Below are 24,520 nucleotides of genomic sequence, written 5' to 3'. Positions count from 1 at the left end.
GCGGTCACCCAACGAATATTAATCGGCTTTGTTTGCAGCGCAAGGTTTGACTTCGTCTACGCAAAAGAATTTAAACTTTAAATGTAAAGTGTGGCTGTGTAAGTTTTATTCTCATCAGCTAGGTTTTTAAATCCCCTTTGCTAAGTTTTTACTCAGATTGTAAATCCGCCCCCTTATGAAGTTTCGACACAGATTGTTCAAATCCTCCCCAACCCTCCTTTTCCCAAGGAGGGGGTTTTCCCTTACTCAAATTAGAAAGTCTTTCTTAAACTCAACCAGTACTGGTGATTATCGCGGTCTTGCAACTGCTCTGGCGTATTTCCAATTGGAAAGGCAACTTCTGCATTGGCTTGAATATTCCACGCACTCGTCCAGTTCAAACCTAAACCTGCACTACTGATTTGAACTTGATTATCACCTGTCACACCTGCCCAACGCTTAGCATTTAACGTGACTTCTGCTGTATCGATAAATACTTTCGCTGTTAGCTGATGCTTTGCATCGGCAAATAAACTTTGTCTCAGTTCTGCCGTGGCCAAATAACCTGTAGAGCCTGCAAATTGACTCGATTCATAACCACGAACATTAAATGGACCACCACCTAGATATTGCTCTGCACTGTCTAGATTATAAGGACTGTATTGTCCATAAATTCCCAAATAGCCTTGCGTGCCCTTATTGCTTAGGTTTTGTAAGCGTGACAGATTCAATGTAGCTGTATAGTAGTCTCCAGCTGTCTTCGCTGTTTGCGCATCTAAAGCAGCGGCATCATCGTTTTTAAATTTCACACGACCATAACTGGTTGAGGCACCATATTGGGTTAAGCCTCCACCCAAGAATTGATCAAACTGCGAGCCATCCAGTCGGGCAGTCACCACGTCAATATTTCGATGTTTGTAATATTGATTGAGCTGAATATCATCTTTCAGTTGTTTATGGTCGTATTGTAAGCTGAGAAGGACTTCTGCATTATTGGTCAGTAAGGCAGGTTGGCTAATGAATACGCTACTTTGTGCAGCACTCCCTTCTGCGCCAATGTTTTTTAGCTCTTTTCCAAGTTCATAATCTAGATAAGAATAACTTGCGCCTGCCCGAGTACCCATTCCTGTAAAGGTAAAGGCATAACCCACGCGCCCGTAGTTCATGCGTTTGCCTGCAGTCATTACATCTAAACTCAGTTCATCGCCTAAGCCTGCAAGGTTGTTGGCAGAAATTCCAGCGGTTCCACGCACTTGACTGGTATAACGATTACCAAAGTTATCTGCGCCAATATAACCATTCAACATGGCTGCATTTTGTACTTCAACATTGAGTTGGCTACTTCCGACTGTTGCACCAGGGGTCAAAACATTTCGGGTATTGACTCCATTTAAACGATTGAGCAGTTTGAGTTGTTGTTGCATCTGGTCACTGTTGATCCGCTCACCTTGTTTAAGTGGTGCAACGGTTTGTTCAATTAGCCAGTTTTGCGTTCGACTTTGATTATCAATCTGGGTTTGATCATAATACGCTTCGAGTACATTGATACGTACTATACCCTGGCTTAGATTCTGCTGAGGCAGATAAGCCCGACTATAGGCATAGCCCTGTTGCTGGTAGTAAGTGGTAATCTTTTGGGCTACTTGCCAAAGTTGCTGAAGACTCAATTGTTTACCTTCGGCATCCGCCACTAAGTGATGCAATTGCGCTGTGCTAAAACGACTATTTCCAGTGATTTCAATTTTGCGTACAGAGATTTGGATATCAGGTGAATTAGGTACGTTATTACTTGCTGAACTTTCTACCTGAACAGCAGCCTGTGGTTCAAGGCTTTGTCCTTGTTGCTGTTGTTGTAGCAGTTGACCCGCATTAGGTGCTGGCGCTGCATGGTTACTGCTGTTCAAAAGCATCAGACAAGCAGCCACAGATGTTGCCAATGTATTGTGTTGTTGTTTCATCAATTAGTGCTCCCCTGCCAAAATTTGAATACCTGCAGTGTTAACTCCACCTTGGCGTACATCTAAATCAACTGTATTTAAGACGTTATTGGTTTCAGGCAAATAACGAGGTCGTTTGAATTGTATGGCTTGTAAATACGCTGCAGGGGTTAACAGATAAATATCAGCTGTGGTCACAGCGGTGGTATCCACAAGTTTGTAGTTTTGAGCATCTAAGCCACCTAGACTTAAACCTGTAATCGATACATTTTTTGCTTGCCCTGTGGTCGCACTGTCAAATTGTCCTGTTGCTGTTGCAACGTTTAAATTATCCCCAGCGTAGATGCCGTTGAATTGTGCGTTGCTGAGATTAAGCTCAGCGGCAGTTAATCCATTATAAGTACGATTGTTGGCCGTAATTCCAGCAATGTTTTGAATATTGGCTTGGCGAATATCTGCCGTAGTTTGTGCAGTGTTATTCACCAACTCGTAGTTGTGTGCATCTGCACCACTTAAACTGACACCCTGAATCGAGACTTGTTTTGCTATACCCACATTTTTATCACTGAATTGTCCAGTTGCTGAAGCAACTTTCAATTCATCGCCTGCAACCATACCAGTGAATTGTGCTGATCCAGTATTTAATGTTGCGTTGGTGGTTGCATCATAAATACGATTATTGGCGCTAATGCCTGTCACTTGGTTAATTTTAGCTTTCGCAATATCCAATGCACCATCAACAAAAGTTAGCTCATAGTTTTTGTCTACACCCGTTGCGCTATTGGTGTATTTGCCAGCATCTTTGCCGGTAACCGTTGCACTGACACCAGATAATACAGATTCTGTCTCTCCATTGACTAAACCAGAAGCACTAAAACCAGCAGCAGTTTGATCTTTACCGTTATAGACTGTATTTAAACCATTGGCGGTCACAGTGGCTTTGGCTTTAGCGATATCTAAAGAGCCATCAACAAAACTTAACTCATAGTTTTTATCTATACCTGTTGCAGTATTGGTGTATTTGCCAGCATCTTTAGCGGTAACCGTTGCACTGACACCTGACAATACAGATTCGGTTTCACCATTGACCAAACCTGTCGCACTAAAGCCAGCAGCTGTTTGATCTTTACCGTTATAAACCGTATTTAAACTATTGGCGGTTACAGTGGCTTTGGCTTTAGCAATATCCAATGAGCCATCAACAAAACTTAACTCGTAGTTCTTGTCTAGACCCGTTGCAGTGTTGGTGTATTGACCTGCATCTTTAGCAGTCACCGTTGCACTGACACCTGAGAGTACTGATTCAGTTTCACCATTGACCAAACCTGTTGCAGTAAAGCCAGCAGCCGTTTGGTTTTTACCGTTATATGTAGTTGATACGCTATTGGCGGTAACAGTGGCTTTAGCCTTAGCAATATCCAATGAACCATCAACAAAGCTTAGCTCATAGTTTTTATCTAGACCCGTTGCAGTGTTGATGTACTGACCTGCATCTTTAGCAGTCACCGTTGCACTGACACCTGAGAGTACAGATTCAGTTTCACCATTGACTAAGCCTGTCGCACTAAAGCCAGCAGCAGTTTGATCTTTACCGTTATAGACTGTATTTAAACTATTGGCGGTCACAGTGGCTTTAGCCTTAGCAATATCCAACGATCCATCAACAAAAGTTAGCTCATAATTTTTGTCTACACCCGTTGCGCTATTGGTGTATTTGCCAGCATCTTTAGCAGTCACCGTTGCGCTTACACCAGATAATACAGATTCGGTTTCACCATTGACTAAACCAGAAGCACTAAAACCAGCAGCAGTTTGATCTTTACCGTTATAGACTGTATTTAAACTATTGGCGGTCACAGTGGCTTTGGCTTTAGCGATATCTAAAGAGCCATCAACAAAACTTAGCTCGTAGTTCTTGTCTAGACCCGTTGCACTATTGGTATATTGACCTGCATCTTTAGCGGTCACCGTTGCACTGACACCTGAGAGTACGGATTCAGTTTCACCATTGACTAAACCTGTTGCACTAAAACCAGCAGCTGTTTGGTCTTTACCGCTATAAGTAGTTGATACACTATTGGCAGTTACTGTCGCTTTAGCCTTAGCAATATCCAATGAGCCATCAACAAAGCTTAACTCATAGTTTTTATCTAGACCTGTTGCGGTATTGGTGTATTGGCCTGCATCTTTGCCTGTAACAGTTGCCGAAACACCTGACAATACACTTGTAGTTTCACCATTGACCAAACCTGTTGCAGTAAAACCAGCAGCTGTTTGATCTTTACCGTTATAGACTGTATTTAAACTATTGGCGGTGACAGTGGCTTTAGCTTTCGCAATATCCAAAGAACCATCAATAAAACTAAGCTCATAGTTCTTGTCGATACCTGTTGCACTATTGGTATATTTGCCAGCATCTTTAGCAGTCACCGTTGCAGTTACACCTGACAATACGGATTCGGTTTCACCATTGACCAAACCTGTTGCAGTAAAGCCCGCAGCTGTTTGATCTTTACCGTTATAGGTGGTTGATACGCTATTGGCGGTGACGGTGGCTTTGGCCTTAGCAATATCCAAAGAGCCATCAATAAGCGTCAGATCATAGTTCTTGTCTACACCTGTTACTGTGTTGTTGTATTTGCCTGCATCTTTAGCAGTCACCGTTGCACTTACACCTGAGAGTACTGATTCAGTTTCACCATTGACTAAGCCTGTCGCAGTAAAACCAGCAGCCGTTTGATCTTTACCGTTATAAGTAGTTGATACACTATTGGCGGTCACAATTGCTTTGGCTTTGGCGATATCTAATGAACCATCAATAAAACTTAAATCATAATTCTTGTCTATACCTGTTGCGCTATTGGTGTATTTGCCTGCATCTTTAGCAGTCACCGTTGCATTTACACCTGAGAGTACAGATTCAGTTTCACCATTGACCAAACCTGTCGCACTAAAACCAGCAGCCGTTTGATCTTTACCGTTATAGGTGGTTGATACGCTATTGGCGGTCACAGTGGCTTTGGCTTTAGCGATATCTAAGGAACCATCAACAAAGCTTAGCTCATAGTTTTTATCTATACCTGTTGCGGTATTGGTGTACTTGCCAGCATCTTTAGCAGTCACCGTTGCTGAAACACCTGACAATACTGATTCAGTTTCACCATTGACTAAGCCTGTCGCAGTAAAACCAGCAGCCGTTTGGTCTTTACCGTTATAAGTAGTTGATACACTATTGGCGGTGACAGTGGCTTTAGCTTTGGCGATATCCAAAGAACCATCAATAAAACTTAACTCATAGTTCTTGTCTAGACCTGTTGCGGTATTGGTATATTGACCTGCATCTTTAGCAGTCACCGTTGCTGAAACACCTGACAATACCGATTCAGTTTCACCATTGACTAAGCCTGTCGCACTAAAACCAGCAGCTGTTTGATCTTTACCGTTATAGGTGGTTGATACACTATTGGCTGTTACAGTGGCTTTAGCTTTCGCAATATCCAAAGAGCCATCAATAAGCGTCAGATCATAGTTCTTGTCTACACCTGTTACTGTGTTGTTGTATTTGCCTGCATCTTTAGCAGTTACCGTTGCGCTTACGCCGGATAATACTGATTCTGTTTCACCATTGACCAAACCTGTTGCAGTAAAGCCAGCAGCTGTTTGATCTTTACCGTTATAAACCGTATTTAAACTATTGGCGGTGACAGTCGCTTTAGCTTTAGCAATATCTAAGGAACCATCAACAAAGCTTAAATCGTAATTTTTATCTATACCTGTTGCGGTATTGGTATATTGACCTGCATCTTTGCCTGTTACGGTTGCTGAAACGCCTGTGAGTACCGATGTATCTTCACCATTGACCAAACCTGTCGCACTAAAACCAACAGCTGTTTGATCTTTACCGTTATAAACCGTATTTAAACTATTGGCGGTGACAGTGGCTTTAGCTTTGGTGATATCTAAGGAACCATCAACAAAACTTAGATCATAGTTCTTGTCTATACCTGTGGCGGTATTGGTGTATTTGCCTGCATCTTTACCTGTGACAGTTGCAGAAACACCTGACAATACCGATTCAGTTTCACCATTGACCAAACCTGTTGCACTAAAGCCAGCAGCTGTTTGATCTTTACCGTTATAGGTGGTCGATACGATATTGGCGGTGACGGTGGCTTTGGCCTTAGCAATATCTAATGAGCCATCAATAAGCGTCAGATCATAGTTCTTGTCTACACCTGTTACTGTGTTGTTGTATTTGCCTGCATCTTTAGCAGTCACCGATGCGCTTACACCTGAGAGTACCGATGTATCTTCACCATTCACCAAACCTGTTGCACTAAAGCCAGTAGCCGTTTGATCTTTACCATTATAGGTGGTTGATACGCTATTGGCGGTGACGGTGGCTTTAGCTTTAGCAATATCTAATGAGCCATCAATAAGCGTCAGATCATAGTTCTTATCTACACCTGTTACTGTGTTGGTGTATTTGCCTGCATCTTTGCCTGTGACAGTTGCCGAAACACCTGACAATACAGTTGTAGTTTCACCATTGACCAAGCCTGTTGCACTAAAGCCAGCAGCTGTTTGATCTTTACCGTTATAGGTGGTTGATACGCTATTGGCGGTTACGGTGGCTTTGGCCTTAGCAATATCCAAAGAGCCATCAATAAGCGTCAGATCATAGTTCTTGTCTACACCTGTTACTGTGTTGTTGTATTTGCCTGCATCTTTGCCTGTGACAGTTGCAGAAACACCTGACAATACAGATTCAGTTTCACCATTGACTAAACCTATAGCACTAAAGCCAGCAGCCGTTTGATCTTTACCGTTATAGGTGGTTGATACGCTATTGGCGGTTACGGTGGCTTTGGCCTTAGCAATATCTAATGAGCCATCAATAAGCGTCAGATCATAGTTCTTGTCTACACCTGTTACAGTGTTGGTGTATTTGCCTGCATCTTTAGCAGTCACCGATGCGCTTACACCTGAGAGTACCGATGTATCTTCACCATTCACCAAACCTGTTGTACTAAAGCCAGCAGCTGTTTGATCTTTACCGTTATAGGTGGTTGATACACTATTGGCTGTTACTGTCGCTTTAGCTTTGGCGATATTCAAAGAGCCATTAACAAAACTGAGCTCATAGTTCTTATCTGTACCTGTGGCTGTATTGGCATAACTACCAGCATCTTTACCTGTGACAGTTGCCGAAACACCTGACAATACAGTTGTAGTTTCACCATTGACCAAGCCTGTTGCACTAAAGCCAACAGCCGTTTGATCTTTACCGTTATAAGTGGTTGATACGCTATTGGCGGTTACGGTGGCTTTCGCTTTCGCAATATCCAATGCACCATCAACAAAAGTTAGCTCATAGTTTTTGTCTACACCCGTTGCGCTATTGGTGTATTTACCAGCATCTTTGCCAGTAACCGTTGCGCTGACACCAGATAATACAGATTCTGTCTCTCCATTGACTAAACCAGAAGCACTAAAACCAGCAGCAGTTTGATCTTTACCGTTATAGACGGTATTTAAACTATTGGCCTTTACAATGGCTTGCGCTTTGTGAATTGTGGCACTTAAACCTATAGGCTGACTAAAAATATAATTTCCAGCATCCGCACCTGTTAAGTTATAGCCTGTTACGATCACAGACCGGATTCCTGCATTCTTATCTGTAAATGTTCCTATACCACTACCAGTCAATCCAACAAAGTCTCCAGCAAACGGATTGATTGAAGCAGTGCCATTTAAGGTCGCAATAGCCAAACCATCATACGTTTTATCTGCAACACTTATTCCATTAATGGTTAAAACTGCAGGCGTTATACTGGCTTTAAGATTTGTCGGCTGTAGCAAGGTGTAATTTAAAGCATCTGTTCCAGTCAGCGTATAACCCGACACAATCACATTTTTATTATTGCCCACATTTTTATCAGTAAATGATCCAAATCCAATACCCGAAAGTGTCACTGAATCACCTGACAGCACTGTCACTCCCGCAGTACCCGATAAGGTTGCTACTTTTGATGTATCATAGACCTTGTCAGCAGCGCTCAAGCCATTAATATTTAAATCTCTTTTCGCGATTGTTAATGAACCTGAACCACCATTTTCTTTATAAATTACATCATCGCCAAACTGTGTTGTATTTGCCGCGATTGGAACACCACTAATCAGAATTGAGCCATCATTTAAACTATAAATCCCTGCATTTTTACTGGTTGTTTTATAATTCAGTCCTGAAGCCAGCGTTCCAGAAGCTATCGATCCATCATAAATTTTGTCAGAAAAATTAGCGACAATTTCTGTGACCAAGGGTTTTAGGAAATGACGTAGTAACGGCGCAGATCGTCCTTCATAAATACGCCAAACTTTTCCTGTACCACCTGCATCATCAATATCCCAACCTGCAAAAGTTGAAATTTGCTGAAGTTCTGTTGTGGTTTTTCCTACACCACCCGCACTGCTTGTTCTCCCAGAAGTACTGGTGTTCCAGAAACTATTTGTGGCTATACCATTACCACCACCAACAAGACCACCAACATACTGCCCCCCAGTTACACTTCCTGAAGAATAATTTTTGTCAACACTGCCACCATTGAAACCCACCAATCCTCCAACATACTGACTTCCAATAACAGTACCTGTTGCATAAGAATTGTTAATTTGTCCTGATATACCACCAATTAAACCGCCAACATAATTATTTCCTGTCACCGCGCCTGTTGCAAAAGAAGAACTTACAACACCATCACTATAACCAACCAGACCGCCAATATAATTATTATTCGAATATTTTCCTTTTACAGTTACATTGGCATAAGAATTTAAGATATTTCCTGAATTATAGTTCCAACCCACCAATCCGCCATAGTGCTCGGTATTACCTGTGACTAAGCCTGCATTGACATAAACATTATTAATCGTGCCTAGATTAATCCCCACAATACCGCCTGTTTTTCCATAACCTGAATAACTTATATTATTCAGTCCAACATTTTGTATAAGTGCATCCTGATGCGTAATCGCAAACAGTCCAATGCCCTGATACATAGAGTCAATACTTAATCCACTAATCGCATGACCTAATCCATCAAACCGTCCACGAAAAGCCTGTTGTGAGAGATCCGTTGGACTCAAATTTGCATTATAAAAGCCAATTGGGTCGAATCCGGTATAACCATTCCACAGCCCCGTACTACTGGCATCTATGTCTGCACCCAACACATAATTACCACTCAGGTTCCCGTTGATCCCTTGTAAATCTTGACTTGTTGTCGAACCCTGTGCACCCAAAGCCGTAATGACTTGATAGTTAATGGTAGCAGCCGTGCCTTTTTGGGTACTAAAATTCTGCCCAACCTTTAAGTTTATTTTTGCGCCATTGTTAATATAATAATTTGCGCTGGTATTGGCCGTGTTTTGTCCATATATCAAATTAAGTTTGCCACTGTTATTGGTCGCTGTAATGTTGGCATTAATGTTGATGTCATTTTGTGCATTTAAAGTCAGACTGGTCGCACTCCCCCAAGTTACATCAGCATTAACATTGATATCACCCTTTTGGTTACCTGTAGAGCTAGTTAGCAATATGACATTACTGGTTGCAAGACTGCTTGCTAAAGTGGTTGCGCCTATGCCGCTACTGCTTGCTGATGCATTACCCGAATTAATACTGAAATCGGTAGGGTCGATCAACCAGTTTCCGATTTTCCCGCCCTCAGAATGAGAGGACACCACCGTACTATTCTCAATCTTTACTTGAGCTGCGGAGGTTTCAATAAACCCACCATCTTGACCATTTTTCCCTTCAGCTTTAAGCAGGCCACTGACATTTGTTTCACCATTTTGCATATCACCTAACAGAATGATTTCACCTTTGGCATTTTGGCTTAAGCGATTGGCTTCAATAATCCCACTATGATTGACCACGGCTTTACTTAAACTGTCTTTGGCTTTTGCAGTTAAATATACAGCCCCATTATCGGCAAGAATTGCACCACCATTGTCCACCAAGCCTTTTAATACCCCTTGATCAACTTGGTACTGGGTGAGTGAACCATCCTGTAAAGCAAGAGTGACTTGACTGGCAGCAGTGAGATGAGTAACGCCATTCGGTGTCACAATAGAGCCAGTATTTTTAACATTGGGCGCAATCAGCGCAACAGTTCCACCTGATAAAGTTTGAATACTACCGTTATTTTCTATCGTTGCTGTGCTATTGGCATTGGCTTTTAAAGTATATTTTCCATTTTGAATATCCGCATCGTTCAAACTTAAAGTTGAAGCAACCAAACCACCAACATTCACTTGAGCTGTCTTAGAAAAAACCACACCATTTGGATTGAGTAAAAACACCTGCCCATTGGCATTTAAACGCCCCATAATCTGCGATGCATTGCTATCCAAAACCCGATTAATGGCTATAGATGACTGGTTTTGCTGATTAAAATTAACCGTTGCATCTTTACCAATATTAAAAGTATTCCAGTTGGTCGAAAGGTTTTGACTATTTTGATGAATATTTAAAACGTTGCCATTTTGGGAAATGTTGGCTGAACCTTGAGTGATATTGGCGCCTGTAGGCAGTTCAGTATTAGAAATTGCGGCATAAATCGATAACGGCAATAAAGCCAGCCCCAAAAAAGCCAATCGAATTAAATTTATCCCTGATGCTTTGTGAACACCGCCCTTCAGTGCGTTTTTATGGTCTACAGTACTTTGTGAAGTGCTATGATTTTTCGCCAATTCTGAAACGGCTTGCCAACACCTAAGTTGTGAATTCCAAATAACTTTATAAATTTTATTCATGATAATCCCCAAATCTACTTTTTGATCAAATATCAATCATTAGATCAAATGAGGGAATAGAGAGATATACCTGAAATTGGGTATTTTGCATGTATTAATTCACGTTATAGATAACACAATAAACACTGAATGAAATTATTCAGCGTTTATTGAAAAGAAAGCCCTATGCATCAGTTTTAAGCTAAACAAGCACTATAAAACCATGTTTCAATAAAAAAGCACCCGTAGGTGCTTATCTGGTTATTTTCAATCAAAAGGTTAGTAATTGTGGATCAAACAAATCTTTGATCAGATCAGATTGCAATACAGGTATATCTTGCGCTGATAGATTTTCGGCTTTATTGAAAGCGACCAATTCAGTATTTTTAACATCATCGACAACGGTTGTAGCACTTTGATCAATTGTTCGAGCAAGCACATCATCAATCTGATTTGTAGTTAAATCATTGACTGAAGTCTTTGCCAATAATTCATCGACTGAAATAGCCGTGCTGTCATAAGAATTGGTATTGGCTAGCTTGATATTGTCAACCTTGATATCGTCAACTTTGGTATTCTCAAGCGCATCTTGCAGTACAGTCGCTATGCTTGTACTGAGAATAGCTGAACTGCCAGCTATAGCGGTATGATCTAAATCTGAAACATTTGAATGGAGCTGCGAGAATTGATTTTCTATTGGTGTCGATTGATCGAATACTTGAGCGCTACTTTCTGGCTCAGAATGTAAAATACCTGATCCAATCGCATCAGCACTTTTAGCTGAGTTAATATTTGAATCAGCTAAATCAGCATGAAAAGCTGACGCTTCATCAAAAACTGCCATTTTTGCAGCGATTTCGACTACAGTAAATGTTCGTGCATCACTCACTAAACTGGTATTCCCTGCTTTATCCGTTTGTACAGTGGTAATACTGTGACTCCCCAGAGTTAAATCATAAGCAAAACTATATGACCATTTACTATCTGCACCGACTGTGACCGTTCCAATCGCCTGATTATTGTCATAAATAATCAAAGTTGCCCCAGCTTCTCCGGTTCCCGAAATCACAGGGCGCTTGTCATCTGTCGTCCCATTTGCAGCAACAGAACCTACCGTTGCCCCCACATCATCAACCACATCTGTGATTTTCGGACTAGCAGGCGCGGTTACATCTTTGGTACCTGTTACAGAGCTAAGCGCTGACTGATTTCCAGCTGCATCTGTTGCATATACACTGCCGACTTTTGCTTCAGTCAACGCTGTTGAAAGTGTGACAGAATAATTTCCGTTTGCATCCGTTGTTGCTGTGCCTAATAATTTATTGGCACTGTCATAGACTGAAATTTTGGAGTTTGCTTCAGCGGTACCCGTGATCACAGTGCCTTCAGCATTTAAATTGGCCACGGGTTTATCTGGTGCTAAAACATCTTGTCCTGCTTTAATTTCTACAGCACTCGACTTATTTCCTGCAGCATCTTCAATAATAATTTTGCCAGTCTTGCTTGCATCTAAAGCAGGAGAAATAGTGATATTGAATTTACCATTGGCGTCTACAGTACCCGTTGCAATCACCGCACCTGTTGAGTCTTGAATAATCACTTTAGCATTTGCTTCTGCTGTTCCGTGTATTGAGGTCCCCTCTTTAGACACCTCAAACTTGGGTTGATCAGGTGCGATAGTATCTTTACCCACTTCAATATTATGTTTTTCTGATTTATTTCCAGATGCATCAATTGCTTCGACTGTACCGATCTGGCCTGCGGTTAAAGCAGGAGAAATGGCAACAGAAAATTGTCCCTGCGCATTGGCTTTTGCAGTACCAATCAGTTGACCTGCTGAGTCATACACATTAATTGTGGCATTCGCTTCTGCTTTACCAGTAACAATATTTCCTTGCTCATTTAACTGCCCTTGAGGCTCATTGGGTGCAATGGTATCTTTCGTGCCAACAACCGAGGTATAGGTTGAAGCATTTCCAGCTTTGTCTTTTGCATTGATATAATAAGTATTGTTGTTTAGCAAAGCCTCTGGCAATGTCAAAGAATAATTTCCATCTTTATCGACCACTGCTGTGGCAATCACTTTCTGGTTTTTATCAATCACATAAATAGTCGCACCCGCTTCAGCGGTACCCTTAATTTCAGTACCCTCTGCATTCAAAGTTGCAGTCGGTGTTTTCGGTGCAATAATGTCGGTAATACCCTTTGATTGATTACTTCCCCCATCATCAATCAATGCCAAACCTAAACCAATTGCAGAAACAAGACCGACACCTGCTTTCACTGCACTTGAAGAAAATAGACTTGAAAATGAAAACTCAGGGGTTGAGTCTTCGTAGGCAGAGACTTGTTGAACAGCCGCAGTATTGGCGCCTTCATAGAGTAAAGTATCGAGTTTTTGCAAACCGCTATAGTCTGTAAATTTTCCATTGGCATCAAAGTGAGCAAGTGAGAAACTTCCATCTGCTTTGGGGAACGTTAAAGAATGCGTTGTGGTTGAATTGGCTTGAAAAAAGCCCTCTAAAACAATTTGCTCACCATTATTTAAACTAATAATCAGCTTATCGCCTAGTCGCTCTAGTGTTTTCACATCTTGTTGTGTGACACCAATTTGAATAATAGCGGGTTGATCTAAACTGACCGTTTTTGCTTGAGAATCCTGTAGTAATATTTTGTCTTGTTTTGCAGCGACGACTATTCTTGTCATTTATACCTTCTATTCATTTAAAGTGTATTTTTTTAAAATTATACAGAAGGTATTTATATATACAAATGACTTAAACTGATTTCTGAATTATTTATAAAAATATAAAATTCAGATACTTAAAAATAAGTAAGATAGCGCACAAAATCTTATTTAAACAATAAATATCCAGCATTCTTGTTGTTCACATATAACTTCACTCTTTAACAAAGCACTTGAGCAAATTGTGGGGCATCATCCAAAATTTCAAACCAAGCAGCTTTGTTATCAGTAAACGCATGTGAAACTATCTTGCCTTGAACAGGCTCATTTACAATGCCTACACGTAATCTCACGACCTCAGGTAGGTCTAAACGCGCACTAAATAATGGGGATGCACATCTTTTACAGAACGTTCGCTTTTTATTTTCAGTGGCATAATATTCTTGAAACAATGCCTGTCCTTGAACAATCTCTAAATCTTTAGTCTGAATAGGAGTAATCGCCACAAATGCTGAACCCTGGGCTTTTTGACATTGCTGACAATGACAGACAAATATTTGAGGGATTTCACTATGAATTCTCAGTTGAATACCACCACAAAGGCATGAAGCTGTATACATTTTTATTCCTCTATATTGTGAGTAAACTCATTTTATCAATCAATTGTAACGCTTATAACTTATAAATAATCAAATGGATAACGTGAAAAAAGTTCAGGATGGATGCGATTCACGGTATCTTGAAATTGCTCTAACTCAATCGTAGATAATGGATTTTTATCCAAGTGTTGTTCCAGCGCTTGCAGAAGTAAAGCAAATTGTAAAAATTGAAAAAAGTTGATTTGCATCGACTGAAACTGATCGCGTTTTAAATTCTCATCCAAGTCCATACCTAAATCATGATCATAGAATAAAATATCAAAACTATTCCGATCTAAAAACCATTCATCACCTTGACCTGTACGACCAATTTTCCATAGTTGTTGGGATAAATTTTCCACATGCTCTGCGAAATACTGGTTTTCCTTTATCGTAGTTTCATAGCCAAATAAATCAATATCAGGGGTAATTTCAGTATCGCTACACTGTCCTAAAAATTCGAGATAATAAGGATCTTCAAGAAAAGGCACAATACTTTGAATGGGTTGAGTTCGCAGATTGAATAGATTAAGTATCTGTTTAAAATTGGTATGCAGTTCAAACATTATACGATCTCAAAGGTTGTTTTTTTGTTCTAGGGTTTTGTTCTAAGTTTTTTGTTCCAAGTCATGTGCTCGATAGGACTTTAACGACTCAATTTCAGTATAAATGCTCGCTTGCAATTGATCACGAAATACAATCATATCGTCCATGTTTTCTATCTGGTCAATAGATAACCGTGGCATAAATTTAAAATAAAAAGGGATTCGCTTTGGAATAATATGCTTCGGAATCGAAGGAATAACTTCACCTTGTCTAAGCAATGAACCTATTTTGGGATTTGATAATATTTTATTAAACCACTTTTGTTTAAGCAGCACGTTTACATCAAAAGCTAAATCAAAAACTTCATCACCACCTAAAGCCACAAAAGGAGCAATTTCATAACCAAATTCCTGAGCCAACTTTAAGAAACCAAAGCGTTGCTTCCAGATCAGTTGATAGGCTTCACCTTTACGTTTAATGACTTCTCGACCGCCGCCTGGAAAAACCAGAATCGAATAACCTTGTCGCATCGCTTCTTTGGCATATTCTTGTACACCATCAACCCCACCGACACGTTTAACCACTTCTTTCCAAATCGGAATATGAAAATGCATATGATCAGCTAAACTGACCACTGCGATTTTATGTTCTGTAAATAAATAATCAATCAGAATCGGAGAATCTAAAACACCATAGATGGTGTGATTACCGACATACATGGCTGGTTTATTCGGCACTAAATTTTCAGTACCTAAAAATGTTGGACGAAAGTAAAAGCGCTGTAAGCTGCTTATTAATCGAATCAATTTAGCGTTGTGTCGTATTTTCAAGGTTTTTTCAGTCATGCTGTATCTCTACAAATACTTTTCAACATTATTTGATCTTGGCCTTAAGCGTATGACTCCTCCTTTTTCAGGGAAGAGCTTTACACAAATAAAATAACTTAAATCCTCGACAATCTCCCCCCTTTTTTTCAAAGTAGCTGAACTGCGCTTTTCGCGGCACAAGGAGGGAGATTTTATAAAATTATGATTTAAGCAACATGCTTTTGCACAAGGATTGAACCCACAGAATAACCTGCACCAAATGAACACAGCACACCATATTCGCCATCATTCACCTGATCCGCACTACGATGTAATGCAATGATCACACCTGCTGAAGACGTATTGGCAAACTCATCTAAAATGATTGGTACCAAATCAGGATCCGCTTCTGCAACTTCTTTGCCGACAATGAGTTTTAAAATTAATTCATTCATATTGGCATTGGCTTGATGCAACCAAAAACGTTTTACGTTTTCAGGTTGAATACTGTTCTTTTCCAATTGCGTAGAAATAATTTTCGCAACCAATGGACACACTTCTTTAAATACTTTGCGGCCATCTTGACGGAATTGCTTATCATCACGAGAAGTTAATTCTGAACCATTTAAGAAACCAAAATTATTTCGGATGTTATTGGAGAATTGGGTAAACAAATGGGTATCTACGATTTCAAACCCTGTTTTGCTGTCCGTTTCTTCAATAATTGAAGCTGTTGCAACATCACCAAAAATAAAGTGACAGTCACGTGAACGATAGTCAGTATGACCCGAGGTAATTTCTACATTAACCAATAGCACACGACGTGCACCCGTTTTTACAGCATCGTAGGCTTGTTTTAAACCAAATGTAGCAGCTGAACACGCCACATTCATGTCATAGGCATAGCCCTGAATACCCAATGCCGTTTGAATTTCAATTGCAACAGCAGGATAAGCACGTTGTAAGTTTGAACAAGCCAAAATCACCACATCAATGTCTTCTGCAGTTACGCCTGCATTTTCCATCGCTTGTTTTGCTGCAATTACGCCCCACTCTGCTTGGATTGAAAGCTCTTCATCTGAACGTTCTTCTAAACGGGGACGTAAGCGATTAATGTCTAGGACACCTGATTTTTCAATGACATAACGACGCTTTACGCCTGATGCTTTTTCAATAAATTCTGCGCTTGAACCACGACGGGCAACAACTTCACCCGCTTCAATTTTTTCAGCATTTTCACTGTTAAATTGTTCCACATAAGCATTTAAACAATCCACCAATTCTTCATTGGTAATCACTTCTTCAGGATGGTACAGACCTGTACCTGTAATACGGATGCCCATGTAAAACTCCTTTTTTAAATTCACAAATATTTCAAATTATTTCTATTCTAACCGATTCCAAGCTTTTCCCATACTTTTTGTATTCTGGTTGACGAAATCGGCATCTTGGTTTTCATTGGTTGAGAAAATAATGAAATACGTAGTTCCTCAACCATGAAGTAGACTTCTTTAACACGAACATCCGACTTAAACTTAAACAGTTTATCCATCCAAGGATCGACTTCTTTAATTGCAGCATCATCACGATTTAGATTATTCGGCAATCGATCTAAACGCAATAACAATGCTTTTAAATAACGTGGATATTCCTGCCAAATATCGGAAGATTTTGAATAAACAAAATTGGATAAGTTCATTAAATCCAGTTGATCTTCAATATCATTCATATTTTTAGCAAATACATCTTGATCCAACATCAGCAATTGCTGACGTATTTCCTGCCATTGAATATAAATTTCACTGATCAGCTTTAATGCTTCCTGACCATGACTTAAAAATGACTTTTTCACATCAGCCATGACTATCGCAAATTCTTCAGCATTAATGGGTAAATCTTGAATTGCCATTTGTAATGTTGCGTACACCAACATTTGCTCAAGTTGTGCTTTATCGCCCAAAGGTGAATATGCCAATGCCAGTGGCTTGGAAATTTGCTTTTTCAATTGACGAATCAAATCCCCCAATTGCATATGAATCAAACGAATTACGCCTTCACGGTGCTGCTTAATCGCCTCACTTTGATCATTAAAAGTCTGAATCACAATACCAGAGTCATCTTTCAACTCTAACTTAGCAAAGTCTTTGCTCGGGACCAATGCCTGATATTGTTTAACCACAACCCCTGTCACCTTCTGAGAGGCCTCAAATACAAAGCTTTCAGGGAAAGTAGTAAACTCACCTTTTAACTGTTTGACGGGACTGTGTGTTTCAGTACGACAACGTGCTTTAAGTTCGGCAAGATCACGACCTTTTTCAATCACGCGGCCTTTTTCATCAATTACTTTGATAAATGGAATTAAGTACTGTTCAATACGTTCAAAAGAAAAATCTTTACTGGTAATTTGTTCACCACGTAATTGAAATGCCAAAAACTCAAAAATATGCTGATGCAAATGTTGCGCATCAATTGCTTTGATCAATTTATTGGTTGTATCTGGAATCGGCACCAAATTACGACGTTTATCTTTTGGTAAGGCTTTTAATAACGCTTCGATTAAATCCAAACGCCAACCCGGAATTCCCCAAGACCAAATATTTTCATCAACTTGCGCTAAGGCTTGTACCGGAATTTTTACTGTTGCGCCATCTTCATCATGACTTGGATCAAAACGATAGCTGGCAGCTAAACGTAATTGTCCATTATGTAAATAATCTGGAAATTGTTGCGTGGTTGGACGATCATTCATCCATAAATCATCATCATCAACAAACAGATAACGAGGATTCTGCGGCTCTACTGTTGCTCGCCAATCTTCAAAACTACGCCGACTGGCAATTTCTGTAGGTACTTTTGCGGCATAAAACTGATAAATGGTTTCTTCATCGACGACCAAATCACGACGACGCAGTTTGTCTTCCACACGCTCAACTTCTTCAAGCTTTAATAGGTTATGTTTTAAGAATGGTGGCGTTGTTCCCAAGTTTCCTGTGGTTAGTGCATCTCTTAAGAAAATTTCATGCGCAGCCAATTGGTCCACTTTTTCATAGTTGGTGGCGCGTTTCGGTTCAATGATCAGCCCAAATAATGAAATCTGATCATAAGCATTGACCACACCCGGTTTTTTCGCCCAATGTGGCTCAAAATAATGATGTTTTAATAAGTTAGGCGCAGCTAAAAGAATCCACTCAGGCTCAATTTTTGCCAGTGTGCGTAAATACACCTGTGAGGTTTCGACCATTTCAAATGCCATTACCCATGGGGTATTGGTTTTATGTAAGGTCGATGCAGGAAAAATTCGGGCTTTTTGCTGACGAACTGCCATAAAAATATTACGTTCGTCAGTTTTATTGGCAATAAAAGACAATAATCCTGTCAATAAAGCACGATGTAAATTTTCATAACTGGCTGTCTTTTCATTGAATGAAAGTTTTAAGCCCTGTGCTAAATCCAGTAATTGTTCATGCGTTTTCTTCCACTCGCGTAAGCGCAACCAGCTAAGAAAATGCTGTTTGGCAAAATTACGTCTTTTGCTTTCACTTAAAGTTTCACGATTTTCAGTCAGTGTATTCCACAGTTTAATATAAAATAGAAAATCTGAATCTGCTTCTTTAAATAATGCATGTTTTTGATCCGCCTGCATTTGCTTATCAGCAGGACGCTCGCGTGGATCTTGTACTGCAAGCGCAGCAACAATAATCAAAACTTCATTCAGTACTCCAAAATGAGCACCACCGAGAATCATCCGTGCAAGGCGTGGGTCTATTGGCATTTTTGCCATTTGTAGACCGATTTTGGTTAAACTGTTGTTTTGAAGTTCGGCTTTTTTAGTGACAGGTTGAGCAAGGTTTTTTGCTTTAGCACCCACTACAGCTCCCTGTTGGGAAACCGCACTTTCACTTTGTGCAACCGCTTGAGGAAGATTATTTGAATTTTGCACTTCATGGATAGCACCTAATTCAATCAGCAACTTACGTCCATCATTGACCAAACGATGGTCTGGTGGCTCAATAAAATCAAAATCTTCTACAGCACCTAAACCGAGACTTTGCATCTGTAAAATAACCGATGCTAAATTGGTTCGTTTAATTTCGGGTTCAGTAAAATCTGGACGACTTTGAAAATCATCTTCACTATATAAGCGAATGCAAACACCTGGTGCAATACGACCACATCGCCCTTTACGCTGGTTTGCAGCAGCTTGAGAAATCGCTTCAATTGGTAAACGCTGCACCCGTGAACGATAGTTATAGCGAGAAATACGCGCAAAGCCACTGTCGATCACATAACGAATATTCGGTACAGTCAATGCTGTTTCAGCGACGTTGGTCGCGATGATAATACGTCGCCCACCACCAGAGGGATTAAAGATTTTCTGCTGTTCGGCCAAAGCTAAACGTGCATATAACGGTAAAATTTGCGTGTGTTTAGGACCAAATTTTTGTAAGGTCTCTTGTAGTTCTCGAATTTCTTGTTCAGTGCTTGAAAAAATAAGAATATCCGCATGTTCAGGATGCCCCTTAGATTCAGCATCCTTAAAACATTCTTCTACAGCTTGTACCACTGCGCGTGGTAAATTTTCTTCAAAATCATCAAAGTCATCATCATCACTGCCGCCGATCGTCATCTCAGAAATTGGACGATAACGCAGTTCTACTGGAAAGCTACGTCCTTCCACTTCAAAAATCGGTGCGCCATTAAAATATTCGCTAAAGCGATTCACATCTAATGTCGCTGAAGTAATAATGATTTTTAAATCAGGGCGCTTTTTTACCAGTTGCTTCAGGTAACCCATGATGAAGTCAATGTTTAATGAACGCTCATGCGCTTCATCAATAATAATCGTGTCATATTTATTTAAATAACGATCATTAGAAAGTTCAGCAAGAAGAATACCGTCCGTCATTAAGCGAACGATTGAATCGTTTGATCCTTGTTCATTAAAACGCACTTTAAAACTGATGCTTTCACCCAGCTTCTCACCAACTTCTTCAGCAATACGTTGCGATACACTTCGTGCTGCCAGACGTCGAGGCTGAGTATGACCAATCATCCCAGTTAAACCACGACCTGCAAGCATTGCTATCTGTGGTAATTGCGTGGTTTTACCAGAACCCGTTTCCCCTGCAACAATAATAATCTGATGCTTTTGAATCGCTTCAATCAGTTTATCTGCATACTGGGTAACCGGTAGATCCTGATTGAGTTTAATTGTCGGTAGACTGGCTAATCTTTTTTTGACTTGACGGTTTGATTTCTCAAACAGTTCTTGGAATTTTTCAGGATGAGCATCTTTTCCTTTTTTCAGTCGATTTAAACGATGGCGATCTCGTACCATAACCCATTGATCGACATTTAACTGATTTGGCACAGATGCATTATCCTAATACTTAAAATTGAACGGAATATTTTACGCTGCAAAGCACACGAGAGATAGTCCAATCAAAGTGAATTCATGTTTACGTTATACATGTATTATAAAAATAATATTTAAAAGCTGCTAAAGTTCACTCAACCAAGCAACTGTCTGTGGCTGCAAATACTCATATAGACCTAGATCTGTTGCGGTTGATCTACATCAATCAGGTAGCTTGAGGTGATGCTTAAGTACAAAACAGCAGCCACCCATATCATTTGCACGCTATACAACATTGAAATGTGATGGAGTTAAAATTCAATTTATCTTATATGAACAAATTCTATACATTGAAATAAATTTTATATCTTTTTTAGAAATCGCCCTTGAAATATAGCCCCAGAAGCATCATGTTTGTAACAGATTAAAAAAGGATGCTTTGTCATTCAAACATCATCTTTATTTGCTTTAGTTGATGAAATACTGACAAAACAACGGTTTTTGGTGAAATGTATCTGGAGTACGTTAATTTGATTTTCCGATCTTAGCGATAAAAAAATACTATTTCCCCAATAATCTAAAATTCATTATTCTAGTTAAATATTAGATAAACACCTCAATCATGGAGATAATGATGAGCTTAATTAATACTGAAGTTAAACCTTTTAAAGCACAAGCTTTCCAAAACGGCCAATTCATCGAAGTTACAGAAGCCGATCTTAAAGGTAAATGGTCTGTAGTTTTCTTCTATCCAGCTGACTTCACTTTTGTTTGCCCAACAGAACTTGGTGACCTTGCTGACAACTATGCTGAATTCAAAAAATTAGGCGTTGAAATCTACTCTGTTTCTACAGATACACACTTCACGCACAAAGCTTGGCACGACTCTTCTGAAGAAATCAAAAAAATTGAATATGTAATGGTTGGCGACCCAACTTGGGTTCTTGCTAAAAACTTCGAAGTTTTAATTGAATCTGCTGGTCTTGCTGATCGTGGTACTTTCGTTATCGATCCTGAAGGTAAAATCCAAATCATCGAAATTAATGCTGGTGGTATTGGTCGTGATGCTTCTGAACTTCTTCGTAAAGTTAAAGCAGCTCAATATGTTCACGGTCATCCTGGCGAAGTTTGCCCAGCTAAATGGAAAGAAGGCGATGCAACTCTTGCTCCTTCAATCGACTTAGTTGGTAAAATCTAATTCTTAAATTAGATTAAACACATAAAAAAACCACGCTTTTTAGCGTGGTTTTTTTGCATTAGATTTTATGTATAGTTTTTTGTGTTTGTAGGTTTTTATTTAATGCGACCAAATTGCAATTTCATATCCATCTAAATCTTTAAAATGAAAACGACGTCCACCTGGAAAACTAAAAAGCTCTTGTACGATGGTTGCACCCGCCTCTTTCACACACATTAAGCTTTGTTCTAATTGGGCACTATACAAAACAATTAATGCGCCACCAGAACTTTGCACATCATCAGATTGAGCAAAGCCCCCTTTTATCTCCCCTGAATCAAACTCACAATATTCAGGGCCAAAGTCGGTGAAAGTCCAGCCTAAGTTTTGATAAAACCTTTTGCTTTGTACGACGTCTTTCACCTTAAATTCAATATAGTTAATGGAAATTTTTTGACGAGCCGCTGACTGATCCATCGATGTTTCTCCTTAAATTTATAAAATATTGTTCTATAGAAAATAAAATATGAGTCAATTGATAATACATTTAAACCACTGAATATAGGATAGCAAAAAATTATTTTTGCGTAGTTCTACTCAAACGATCAACTTGCTTAAGTAACTCAGGAATACGATATTTCCCGTACATGGACTGTACATTATGTTTTGCTTGCACTAATTCTATGCCGATGGCAGAGACATATAATGGCTTAACACTTTGTCCACGTAAAATTTCAAACGCCTTTGGCGTTCCCCTAAATTCATTTTTAGCCACCCCAATCACAGGGATTTTATCAACTAAGGCAGCATATAAGTGCTGCCCTAAGCCTGCTGTTTGTTCAGTGCCTAAATAGACATAGCCATCAATCACAATCATATCGATGGGTTCTTTCACCAAATCCAATAACGTTAAAATACACGGCAATTCACGTTTATAAAATTGACCTGACTCATAGTCAGCAATTGGGTTGATGGTGATAAGGTAATGATTCAATACAGCTGAACTCACCCAAGACTCAAATACTACACCAGCAACTTGTGCAGAGTTATCTATATAGGCAACGTCTATTGCAAGAATCATGATCTACCTCTTAATGACTTATTAATGACTAAAATAAAATACCAATTTTCTCATTTACTGATGATTTTTTAAGTGTTTATCTTACCCAGAATCTGTAATGTCAAAATATGAATATCTTTAGCAGAATATAAACAGCTTTATTTACAAAACCACTATACATTTCTTTAAGTGAATAGACTAATTTCAAAAGATACAGAATACATTTTTCTGTAAAACAATCAAAAGTTTAAGGGGTTGCTTATGGGATCAATGATTACCGTGACTTCTTGGAAGTACAATGCTTCTTCACGGTATTTAAAAATTTTTTATAACAATGGTTCTGGTGAACTTTACCATCCTGTCCCAGAATTTATATACAATAATTTACTACGATGTAGTGATAAAACAGCATTCGTGCATAAATACCTAGAATACGATTTACATTTTAAGCGACTTTCAATTTTATAGTTTTTTTAGAACTGTGCTTTTAAAGCAAAGTCAGGGAGATTTCTCCCTGATGTAAAAACTCGATTAGTTTTTAAATGTCACCACAAACAGACCAGACCCAATCGACAAGGTTGTGGTCATAAACCTTTCATCTCGTTTAACTTCCATGATAAAGCTCTTTACTTCAGCAGCATGTGATATCACATTATCTACAATCAATACCCCACCATGCTCTACAAGCATCTTCTGTAGATATACCCAGTAATTTAAATAAGCATTGCGTTCAGCGTCCAGTAGAATAAAGTCATATTGTTCCTGACACTGTTCTAAGTATTTTTGCGCATCCCCTACCCAAAAATCAATCACGTCATCAACCTGTAACTCTTGAGCATGCAGTTGCGCTTGCTGAGTTCTTTTTTCATCGATCTCTAGCGTTGTCACCTTGGCACCTGTGACTTTGGCTGCATCCGCAAGCCACAATGTAGAGTAACCTGTTGATGTCCCAATCTCTAAAATTTTCTTAGATTGCTGAATTCGCACTTGCATGGCTAAAAACAATGCTGATTCAGGTTCAATATTTCGATAGCGTTTAATACGATCACACTGTGTAGCATCAAACTTAATAAAGGATTGATATAGTTCATTCAATCGTTGCAAAAATGGGTTACTTAAACTCATGTTTAGATCTTCCTTTTCACTATCATTGTTATTATTTCAATCATTTACGTCATTGCTATGACAATACATAGCTTTTGACAAGTTACATCGTTACGGTTTATTTCGTGACTTTATCATTCGGTAAAATCTAGCAAGTACAACTCAAACCTCATGTAAAAATTCAAATCTTGCTTGGACTTGACCATTTTCTAATGTGACTTGCTCACAAAACATTTCATAAGGTCGAACCCAGATTGAATAATCATCATATAAACATTGGTAAACCACAACTTTTTCACGGGTTTCACTGTGTGTTGCGACATGAAAGACTTGGTATAAATTACCTTTATAATGTTTATAAATTCCAGCTTTTAACATCTACACTCAACACTCTAAATACGATATCTATGTTATACAGGATAGCCAAAGAAAAAA

14 protein-coding genes are annotated in these 24,520 nt (G+C 39.4%); 2 read left to right on the top strand and 12 right to left on the bottom strand.

The features are described from left to right. Positions 1 to 251: 251 nt before the first annotated feature. From AC07U8_RS06900 to AC07U8_RS06865, 8 genes are all read right to left on the bottom strand, one after another. Positions 252 to 1,937: a ShlB/FhaC/HecB family hemolysin secretion/activation protein gene (locus AC07U8_RS06900; protein WP_494737567.1), complete on the bottom strand. Its 1,686-nt coding sequence runs from the start codon at positions 1,935 to 1,937 to the stop codon at positions 252 to 254. 3 nt (positions 1,938 to 1,940) lie between these two features. Continuing rightward, positions 1,941 to 10,733: an MBG domain-containing protein gene (locus AC07U8_RS06895; protein ID WP_494737566.1), complete on the bottom strand. Its 8,793-nt coding sequence runs from the start codon at positions 10,731 to 10,733 to the stop codon at positions 1,941 to 1,943. 250 nt (positions 10,734 to 10,983) lie between these two features. Then, positions 10,984 to 13,419 carry an Ig-like repeat protein Blp2 gene (gene blp2 / locus AC07U8_RS06890; RefSeq protein WP_494737565.1) on the bottom strand — a complete coding sequence of 812 codons (2,436 nt, stop codon included), beginning with the start codon at positions 13,417 to 13,419 and terminating at the stop codon, positions 10,984 to 10,986. A gap of 200 nt (positions 13,420 to 13,619) precedes the next feature. Further along, positions 13,620 to 14,018: a GFA family protein gene (locus tag AC07U8_RS06885; protein WP_494737564.1), complete on the bottom strand. Its 399-nt coding sequence runs from the start codon at positions 14,016 to 14,018 to the stop codon at positions 13,620 to 13,622. Between the two features lie 59 nt (positions 14,019 to 14,077). Next, positions 14,078 to 14,602, bottom strand: a complete 525-nt coding sequence (locus AC07U8_RS06880; protein WP_494737563.1) for a hypothetical protein — start codon at positions 14,600 to 14,602, stop codon at positions 14,078 to 14,080. Between the two features lie 42 nt (positions 14,603 to 14,644). Then, positions 14,645 to 15,427, bottom strand: coding sequence for a lysophospholipid acyltransferase family protein (locus AC07U8_RS06875; protein WP_056515955.1), 783 nt, complete (start codon positions 15,425 to 15,427; stop codon positions 14,645 to 14,647). 188 nt (positions 15,428 to 15,615) lie between these two features. Next, positions 15,616 to 16,731 (bottom strand): beta-ketoacyl-ACP synthase III, encoded by a 1,116-nt coding sequence (locus tag AC07U8_RS06870; RefSeq protein ID WP_004721819.1) that lies wholly within the window; start codon positions 16,729 to 16,731, stop codon positions 15,616 to 15,618. 47 nt (positions 16,732 to 16,778) lie between these two features. Next, positions 16,779 to 20,759, bottom strand: coding sequence for a DUF3418 domain-containing protein (locus AC07U8_RS06865; RefSeq protein WP_494737562.1), 3,981 nt, complete (start codon positions 20,757 to 20,759; stop codon positions 16,779 to 16,781). Positions 20,760 to 21,378: 619 nt separating this feature from the next. Here AC07U8_RS06865 and ahpC point away from each other — a divergent pair. After that, positions 21,379 to 21,942, top strand: a complete 564-nt coding sequence (gene ahpC / locus AC07U8_RS06860; protein WP_004721823.1) for an alkyl hydroperoxide reductase subunit C — start codon at positions 21,379 to 21,381, stop codon at positions 21,940 to 21,942. Positions 21,943 to 22,041: 99 nt separating this feature from the next. Here ahpC and AC07U8_RS06855 read toward each other — a convergent pair whose 3' ends face one another. Both AC07U8_RS06855 and AC07U8_RS06850 read right to left on the bottom strand, forming a co-directional pair. Next, positions 22,042 to 22,398, bottom strand: coding sequence for a VOC family protein (locus tag AC07U8_RS06855; protein ID WP_494737561.1), 357 nt, complete (start codon positions 22,396 to 22,398; stop codon positions 22,042 to 22,044). A 100-nt stretch (positions 22,399 to 22,498) separates the two neighbouring features. Next, positions 22,499 to 23,002: an endonuclease V gene (locus tag AC07U8_RS06850; protein ID WP_494737560.1), complete on the bottom strand. Its 504-nt coding sequence runs from the start codon at positions 23,000 to 23,002 to the stop codon at positions 22,499 to 22,501. Between the two features lie 240 nt (positions 23,003 to 23,242). On the opposite strand from AC07U8_RS06850, the gene AC07U8_RS06845 reads away from it, so the two are divergent. Further along, positions 23,243 to 23,449: a KTSC domain-containing protein gene (locus tag AC07U8_RS06845; RefSeq protein ID WP_004721830.1), complete on the top strand. Its 207-nt coding sequence runs from the start codon at positions 23,243 to 23,245 to the stop codon at positions 23,447 to 23,449. Between the two features lie 63 nt (positions 23,450 to 23,512). Here AC07U8_RS06845 and AC07U8_RS06840 read toward each other — a convergent pair whose 3' ends face one another. Beyond that, the gene (locus tag AC07U8_RS06840; RefSeq protein WP_270385373.1) at positions 23,513 to 24,106 is read right to left on the bottom strand and encodes an O-methyltransferase; all 594 of its coding nucleotides are present in this window, start codon (positions 24,104 to 24,106) and stop codon (positions 23,513 to 23,515) included. Between the two features lie 141 nt (positions 24,107 to 24,247). Beyond that, positions 24,248 to 24,463 (bottom strand): DUF1653 domain-containing protein, encoded by a 216-nt coding sequence (locus AC07U8_RS06835; RefSeq protein ID WP_004820203.1) that lies wholly within the window; start codon positions 24,461 to 24,463, stop codon positions 24,248 to 24,250. Positions 24,464 to 24,520 lie beyond the last annotated feature (57 nt).

It is taken from the genome of Acinetobacter sp. GW821-FHT01E09, from assembly GCF_059422385.1.
Note: the sequence above shows the minus strand (reverse complement) of the source record. Positions and strands in the feature narration are given on the sequence as shown.

Bases quoted from the DNA above. Each gene is read 5' to 3' on its own strand.
- AC07U8_RS06900 (WP_494737567.1), bottom strand. From the start codon at position 1,937: ATGAAACAACAACACAATACATTGGCAACATCTGTGGCTGCTTGTCTG.
- AC07U8_RS06895 (WP_494737566.1), bottom strand. From the start codon at position 10,733: ATGAATAAAATTTATAAAGTTATTTGGAATTCACAACTTAGGTGTTGG.
- blp2 (WP_494737565.1), bottom strand. From the start codon at position 13,419: ATGACAAGAATAGTCGTCGCTGCAAAACAAGACAAAATATTACTACAG.
- AC07U8_RS06885 (WP_494737564.1), bottom strand. From the start codon at position 14,018: ATGTATACAGCTTCATGCCTTTGTGGTGGTATTCAACTGAGAATTCAT.
- AC07U8_RS06880 (WP_494737563.1), bottom strand. From the start codon at position 14,602: ATGTTTGAACTGCATACCAATTTTAAACAGATACTTAATCTATTCAAT.
- AC07U8_RS06875 (WP_056515955.1), bottom strand. From the start codon at position 15,427: ATGACTGAAAAAACCTTGAAAATACGACACAACGCTAAATTGATTCGA.
- AC07U8_RS06870 (WP_004721819.1), bottom strand. From the start codon at position 16,731: ATGGGCATCCGTATTACAGGTACAGGTCTGTACCATCCTGAAGAAGTG.
- ahpC (WP_004721823.1), top strand. From the start codon at position 21,379: ATGAGCTTAATTAATACTGAAGTTAAACCTTTTAAAGCACAAGCTTTC.
- AC07U8_RS06855 (WP_494737561.1), bottom strand. From the start codon at position 22,398: ATGGATCAGTCAGCGGCTCGTCAAAAAATTTCCATTAACTATATTGAA.
- AC07U8_RS06850 (WP_494737560.1), bottom strand. From the start codon at position 23,002: ATGATTCTTGCAATAGACGTTGCCTATATAGATAACTCTGCACAAGTT.
- AC07U8_RS06845 (WP_004721830.1), top strand. From the start codon at position 23,243: ATGGGATCAATGATTACCGTGACTTCTTGGAAGTACAATGCTTCTTCA.
- AC07U8_RS06840 (WP_270385373.1), bottom strand. From the start codon at position 24,106: ATGAGTTTAAGTAACCCATTTTTGCAACGATTGAATGAACTATATCAA.
- AC07U8_RS06835 (WP_004820203.1), bottom strand. From the start codon at position 24,463: ATGTTAAAAGCTGGAATTTATAAACATTATAAAGGTAATTTATACCAA.